Here is a 7,128-nt window from a genome sequence, read left to right on the forward strand (position 1 = left end):
CAATAAAGGGGGGAGGCAAGGAAGTCAAGACCTCCTGCACCTCCCCCCGAAGGAAAAGCGCTAATTGATCTCAAGCTAGTCGCTACTCAGTTGCACCTTGGCGGATTTTGCGAATCTCTTCACGAATCATCGATTCTGCCAGGTCGGGAACCACCTCCCAGACAACTTGTTCAAGCATTTCTCCAGCCAGTTTTTTGATAATCGGTCCGGCAACCTTGCCCACAACTTCTTGCAACTCATCATCGGAAAGTTCCCGCAATTGCTGCTCCACCAGCGCAATCGGCTCAGGCTCAAATGCGCCCGCAGCCTCCGCTGTGGGCTCCTCAACAGCAAACTCAAGGGCCCTATCCGCTGCAGCCGATTTTTCGACAAGGCTTTCTTTATACGGCACAAAAGGTACTTCGCCTAAGTCCGCAGACGGTTCAACGTTAAACTCTTCGACCGGTTCTTCCTCAAGGATATCCTCTTCAGCTAGGTCGAGAATCCCCTCTTCCTCCTCGAAGGTTTCTGCTTTCCGCTCGACGAGCGGAAGCGGTTCATGTTCTTCAACCGCGAAAGACGTTTCCGCATCTGGCTCCGCTTCAAACGTCGGCTCTTCGTCAGCAATAATTGCTTCTTCACTCAGCTCCAGAGGCGCATCTTCAGCCATATCGAGTTCAAGAGGTTCTTCTGCTGCGAGTTCATTATCTTCGTCGGTCAACTCAAATGGCTCTTTCTCCGACACAGACAAATCAGCAGAATCCTCTTCCGCAACAAGCTCGTCAACTGCGGAGAACTCTTCCATGACATCCGCTTCTACCGCAACCGACATGTCTTCGACAGGTTGTAGTTCCTCTTCTTCGAACGATACGGCATCCCAGATATCATCGGCCGACTCTTCTGCAGCAGGTTCAGCCACAGCGGGTTCTTCAATTTCTTCAACCTCGTCCAGCCCTAGAACGACTTCATCAATAGCCGCTTCTTGCAGCTCGGCAGATTCTTCAGTTGTTTCCTCAACGACCGCGTCAGCAGAGAAATCGACCACATCTTCTGCCACACCGTCTTCGGCTGCACCCAAACGTATCGGCTCCGCTTCTAGAAGTTGTGCCACCTTGTCAAGTAGCGCTTGTGACTCAAACGGCTTGCTGATCCAGCCATCCGCCCCGGCGGCTTCTGCATGGCTTTCGTCAAAATGCTCGAAGGTTCCGGGCAATAGAAGAACGGAGGTATGCTCTAGGCGGGGATCGGATTTGATCGCCCGGCAAAGCTCAAAACCATCCTTGCCCGGCATCGAAATATCGGCGATCACCAGATCGGGGTATTCGCTCAAAGCCTTTTCAAGCGCTTCGTTGCCGTCATCACAAACATGTAACTCATAATCTTCTGTCGCGAAGATAATGCCGATGACTTTCTGAATCGTAACGCTGTCATCAGCAAGCAGCAGCTTCTTTGTCATTGATGCCTCCTCGCACCATCGGTGTCGGGCGTTATTGTGCGACCTCTTCGGTCATCGCCATCGCTAAATAGTCAACATCGAGAATGTTATACTCTTTACCCTGGTATCCGAAAACTCCAGTTATTCCGGTCATGCCCGCGCCTTTGGTTGGCAGTAACTGTCCTTTTTGCGCTGCCACGATTCCACAGGTGACCTCCGCAGGGAAAGCGACCGTTCCGGCCACTGAACTGGCCAGAACTTTGTAATTTGCAGAACAGGCCGACATTTCTTGTCGATCCGTAATCTGCGACAATTCCACCACGGGAACCAAGCGACCATCATCGACCAATATTTCTGCAACCACCTTCGGAAGCATCGGCAGAAGATATCCGCGACGCTGGTGAACAATTTTCCGCATACTCAAAAGTGGTACGGCATACGCAAAAGAGCCGTAACAAAAAAGGCCGTAACGAATCATATGGCAACAGAAGATGAACCATAGTACTTTTCTGGCTCAAAATGAATCATCGGCTCATCTTCGATAAGACTAATTTGTGAATAACAACCTTCAATCGACTGCCTGAGCAAAGGGGGGATATCACAAGCAGCGAGCTTAGTAGCGGGAACGATCCCACCAACCCGGTCAACCAGCAACGCCCAATTCCCTTCGGATCCTCTCAATACCAAAGCGCTCTTTCTTGTAATGGCCAAATGTGAGTGTGTGTTGAGACGGAACGCCGGATCGACTACAGGAATCTGAGTTTGTCGAAAACTCAACGATCCGACAATCCCCTGATCCATGTCTGTCCGGCTTGGATTAAATTTTTCTGTGAGATGTTCACAAATTTCAACAACTTCTTCCAAGCCCAAAAGAAATCCGACTTCCCCAAGATGAAAAATCAACTTTCTGGTGCCAGCTGGGCACATGAGACCTCGACATGACAAAACTTGCTATTTTCACATAAAGCGTCTCTAACGTTAACATAGGGCCTACCCACTGTCAAGCTTTCACTAGGAAAATCCAATGAGTTACCCACCATTAAACAGCCTTCCAAGGTTGCGGTAAAAAGAGTCGATGATAAAGCGCCAAAGCAAATCGATCGGTCATCCCGGCAATAAAGTCTACAACGGAAGTCTCTAAGCTATCCCCTTCCAGCCTGCGCCCGCCATGTAGCAGAAAAACCTTTTCATTATCCATAAAGTAGAGAAACAGTTCCCTAAGTAAATGCGATGCCTTAACGAAATCATCATGTACCCGATCAACCCGGTAGACATGTTCGAACAACCAGCTACGCAGCGCCCGAATCGCCTCAGCCATTTCTGCGGAAATACGCACTTCTGACCCATCACACTCAAGAGAGGCTTCGATCAGATCACGAACCATTCGATCAATTCGATGTGAATGCCTCAACCCGACTACCCGAGAAATCGCTTTCGGCATATCTGATTCAGAAATAACCCCGCCACGGATGGCATCATCCAAGTCATGACTCAGGTAGGCTATAATATCGGCCAAGCGGACCACCTGCCCCTCCAATGTTACGGAAGCCGACTCTGGGCTGGGGGTCAAAAGCCCACCTTGCCCTTTGGAGTGCTTAAGGATTCCATCACGCACCTCATAGGTCAGACCGAGTCCTTCACCATCCTTCTCAAGGATGTCTACAACCCGCAAACTCTGCTTTACGTGATGGAACCCGCCAGACACCAGTTCATTGAGTACCCTTTCACCAGCATGACCGAATGGGGTATGGCCGAGATCATGGCCCAACGCAATCGCCTCAGTCAGGTCTTCGTTCAAGCGCAACGCCCTGGCAATTGTTCTTGCGACTTGGGAAACTTCAAGTGTATGCGTCAGACGGGTCCGATAATGATCCCCTTCAGGAGATAAAAAAACCTGAGTTTTATATTTAAGACGTCGGAAAGACTTACTATGTAGAATACGATCACGATCATGCTGAAAGACAGTCCTTATCGAACAGGATTGGGTTCCATTTACCCTCCCTCTCGAGTTTCTGCTCAAACAGGCATAAGGAGAAAGGTTCTCGACTTCGCGTTGTTCAATCGTTTCTCTGATTACCATATAAAAATGTCCATAATTAAAGAAAAAAGCATGTTAGAAACATATTTATAGTCTAAAAGTTGCCAAGTTCAATATATCTGCTATTAAATTGTACAGACAAAAAACACTCTGAATAAATATTTTTTTCATTTCAACCTTGATTTAAACTTTAAACTTGGTTTAAAAGTACCCCCTTTAAAACATTTTTTGGGGAGGGGGTATACAGTTAACAGGTATTTTACCGCCCATCCCAAAGGAGGATATCAATGGCAACTATCATGGAAATGGCAGCAGAAATTATTGCTGCTCATGCATCGACAACTCCAATGTCTAAAGATGAACTGATTGCTGAACTCACTGAAATTCATGCTGCGCTTTCTTCGCTTGAAAAAGGGGAAACGATCGAAAAAGAAGAAGCGACTGAAGAAACACCCGCAGTTTCTCGCAAAAAAGCATTCGGCAAAGACAAAATCTATTGCATGATTTGTGGTAAAGGATTTAAAACTTTATCCCGCCATTTGAAAACTTCTCACGACATGACTGCATCCGAATATCGTAAGCAATTTGATATACCGCGTAGTCAATCGCTGGCAGCAAAGAACTACTCCGAAAGCCGTCGGCAAATGGCTGTCGATCGGGGGCTGGCAGATAACTTGGCAAAAGCCAGAGCTGCCCGTGGCAAAAAGAAGAAGTAACATATGAGCCTCTTGCAAAAGTATATTCAGTTTTCTGAATACAATTTCAGAGGATGAAATAAGACGAGCCTCAAAAGCAACTTACTGATATTATTAGGTTACGACGCCAAATAACAATCAGAGAGGGTGCCAATGAAGCTCAAAGCCAAAGTATCATGGTTAATGGAAACAGTACAGCAAAGTTTGTTTCCGCATCTTGACGAATGCTTGCCTCTTCCACTGACGAATCCGGAAAAGCAGTTGGTCAAGATCCTTGAGCTGGTTCAGATTGAAAAATATGTTCCGGTCAGCGCCAGCCGTCAATGGTTGGGGCGGCCAATCAAAGAGCGTGAAGCTCTGGCCAGGGCGTTTATCGCCAAAGCGGTTCAGCGCTATCAACATACCAGTTCTTTGCGCCACGCGTTGCTGAGTACGCCGAATTTACGGCTGATCTGTGGTTTCAGCAAACGCCAGGAAGTTCCGTCCGAATCCACCTTTTCCCGCGCCTTTGCCGAATTCGCAAAAGTCGGGTTAGGAACTTTGGCCCACGATGCCTTGGTCTCAGAACATCTTGGCTCCGAGCTGATTGGCCATATCAGCCGGGACTCGACGGCGATTACGGGCCGAGAGAAACCGGCAAAGAAAGTTAAAGCCCCCAAGGTTGCCAAGAAAAAAGGACGGCCAGCCAAAGGGGAAATCAGGCCGCCAGCGGAACCAAAGCGTCTTGATCAGCAATGCACCCAGACGGCAGAAGAGGCCATCGCTCAACTGCCAAATGTCTGTGACCGTGGCGTCAAGAAGAACGCCAAGGGATATACTGAAACCTGGAACGGCTTCAAGTTGCACCTGGATGTCAATGACTGCGGTTTTCCCCTGAGCGCGGTTTTGACCTCAGCGTCGGTCCATGACAGTCAGGTGGCCATTCCGCTGATGAAACTGACGGCCAGCAAAGTCACCTCCTGTTACGATCTGATGGATGCGGCTTATGACGCCAGCCAGATCTGGGAGCAGAGCCGTGAGCTTGGTCATGTGCCGATCATTGATCGTAACCCGCGGGGACAGGAGGTCATCCCCATGGCTCCGCACGAAGCGATTCGTTACAATGAACGAACCGCTGCCGAGCGCTGCAACGGCCGACTGAAGGATGAATTCGGTGGTCGCAGCGTTCAGGTTCGTGGTGCCGATAAAGTGATGCTGCATCTGATGTTCGGCGTCACGGCTTTATTTGCCGATCAGCTTCTTAAAGTCACAGGTTGCTGATTGCCAAAGCAACAAAACTTAACTCAAAGGGAGCCGTCTGCCCAGAATCTGAAAAATCGACGCCGCAGAACGCTCCGTACGGGATTTTTTTATTTAAACCGGTCTCAACCCTGAGCTGTCAGGTTTTTCCAGCTTAAGGCCGAGACTTTTGCAAGAGGCTCATGTATTTGTGCATACACGATGGACGGTTTCAAAATGAACCACAGCCCAACCCAATTTCCCTGAAATAGGACTGTCTTACGGAGGAACTATCTCCAATTTTATATTTGATAATAAAATCCGATATGGTTGCTGGACCACCAGAGAAAGTTAACGTGCCATAAAATTCTGTGTTGGATTAAATCTCGACAAAAATATTGCCATAACCACCCTGAAGCTTGACCGACACATCCCTGTCAAAAGAAAAATTTTCCGCTGCCTGCTCTCTCGCTTTTATTTTTATCGTATTAGACCTGCCAGAAACGATACGGTATTAGGCACATTGCATTGTCATGTACGTGTCTTGAGGGCCTTCAAGTATTACCGGATAGGGAATATTGCTGAGAATAAAGACTGCAGTAACACTCATTCGCTATTTACATATTCACTTTGCAATCGCCGACGCCACAACAAGAGCTGGTCCGACCGCCAAAACTGTAGTTGTTGTCTGAAATTGCGATCAGGGCCTCACCCCACTACCGAAGTCTGAATCAATGAGCCATGATGGAAGAGTCACCCGATCATCAACGTCGCAGCGAGGAGATCAAAATATCTTTGGAAACTGCTGGTTCATGGGTGTGTGCGGTTGTTCTGAGAGAATCCAGCCGGAATTGATTCATTGGGCCGATGGATCATTCGTCTTCTGGAAAGAAGAGGATGGAACAAAACTATTTTTGCAGTCGCCAACAAGATGGCGCGGATTGCCTGGGCTATTCTTAGGCATAAGACCTGTTACGAACCAAATTTTGCATAATCGAACTATCGAATCAACTTGAAGCTAAACAAAGGGAAGGATGCCACTCACCTGAAATTGCGAAGGCAGTATGATCAGTAATGACAAAACAGATAAGACCGGTGTATTTAAAACCTGACAGTCTCAACGGTTTGAGAAACCGGACTTTTAATAAGGACAATACGTGCGTAATCCATTAGGGTCCGGCGGAACAGAACCGCCTAACAAAGGCCGGATATGTGGCAGCAAGCTTGTCCCTCGCCATTCATCACAATGCCCTGCATACCGGGGTGAGGAGAGACCATATATGATAATGATTTAGTGTGATTTTAGCAAAACTAGGCACCCTGACTTGCTTTGTCAGTTGTTTTAGTTACTCAGTTTCCCCGATGAAGCGATCAGGATTTTTTTAAACCTTCAGCCGGGCATCGAGCAAGTTATCAGGTTTGGTCATCAGTGGTTCCTCGTGTTGTTAAGGGTCGTAACCGATCATGATCTTGTTTACAAAACTATTTACCCCCTCCGCATATCGCTAAAACCGATACCCTATGCTAAGCCCAACCAAGTACATCTCGGACAAATATGACCCATTGGCCGTACTGACTGGTTCACCAACCAACACGGAACCAACAGGGTCACCAAGGGAATTGGTCTTATCTCTTTTTTCATGCAGTTGGTACCCAAGTGCACCACTCACTGTCCAAGTGCCAAAAGACCAATCGGCCCCCAATGTAAAAAGATGCGCATCAGAGTCGGGAATCAGCGGATCAAACGTTGAATCGGGGACAGC

At 48.0% G+C, this 7,128-nt stretch carries 6 protein-coding genes and 1 pseudogene; 2 read left to right on the plus strand and 5 right to left on the minus strand.

The features are described 5' to 3' along the window. Positions 1-82: 82 nt before the first annotated feature. From Q7J88_RS02455 to Q7J88_RS02470, 4 genes are all read right to left on the minus strand, one after another. The gene (locus tag Q7J88_RS02455; protein ID WP_303720567.1) at positions 83-1,435 is read right to left on the minus strand and encodes a response regulator; all 1,353 of its coding nucleotides are present in this window, start codon (positions 1,433-1,435) and stop codon (positions 83-85) included. A gap of 31 nt (positions 1,436-1,466) precedes the next feature. Then, on the minus strand, positions 1,467-1,790 hold the full coding sequence (locus Q7J88_RS02460; RefSeq protein ID WP_369681950.1) for a hypothetical protein: 324 nt from the start codon (positions 1,788-1,790) through the stop codon (positions 1,467-1,469). 98 nt (positions 1,791-1,888) lie between these two features. After that, the gene (locus Q7J88_RS02465) at positions 1,889-2,341 is read right to left on the minus strand and encodes a chemotaxis protein CheW (protein WP_303720569.1); all 453 of its coding nucleotides are present in this window, start codon (positions 2,339-2,341) and stop codon (positions 1,889-1,891) included. Positions 2,342-2,453: 112 nt separating this feature from the next. Next, complete coding sequence (locus Q7J88_RS02470) at positions 2,454-3,494, minus strand: deoxyguanosinetriphosphate triphosphohydrolase (RefSeq protein WP_303720570.1); 1,041 nt, start codon at positions 3,492-3,494, stop codon at positions 2,454-2,456. Between the two features lie 245 nt (positions 3,495-3,739). On the opposite strand from Q7J88_RS02470, the gene Q7J88_RS02475 reads away from it, so the two are divergent. Further along, on the plus strand, positions 3,740-4,168 hold the full coding sequence (locus Q7J88_RS02475) for a MucR family transcriptional regulator (RefSeq protein WP_303720571.1): 429 nt from the start codon (positions 3,740-3,742) through the stop codon (positions 4,166-4,168). Positions 4,169-4,300: 132 nt separating this feature from the next. Then, positions 4,301-5,407: a transposase gene (locus Q7J88_RS02480; protein WP_303720572.1), complete on the plus strand. Its 1,107-nt coding sequence runs from the start codon at positions 4,301-4,303 to the stop codon at positions 5,405-5,407. A 1,463-nt stretch (positions 5,408-6,870) separates the two neighbouring features. Here Q7J88_RS02480 and Q7J88_RS02485 read toward each other — a convergent pair. Further along, positions 6,871-7,128: pseudogene (locus Q7J88_RS02485) on the minus strand (transporter); the annotation flags it as partial.

The organism is Malonomonas rubra, from assembly GCF_003247215.1.
Lineage (GTDB): Bacteria > Desulfobacterota > Desulfuromonadia > Desulfuromonadales > Geopsychrobacteraceae > Malonomonas > Malonomonas rubra_A.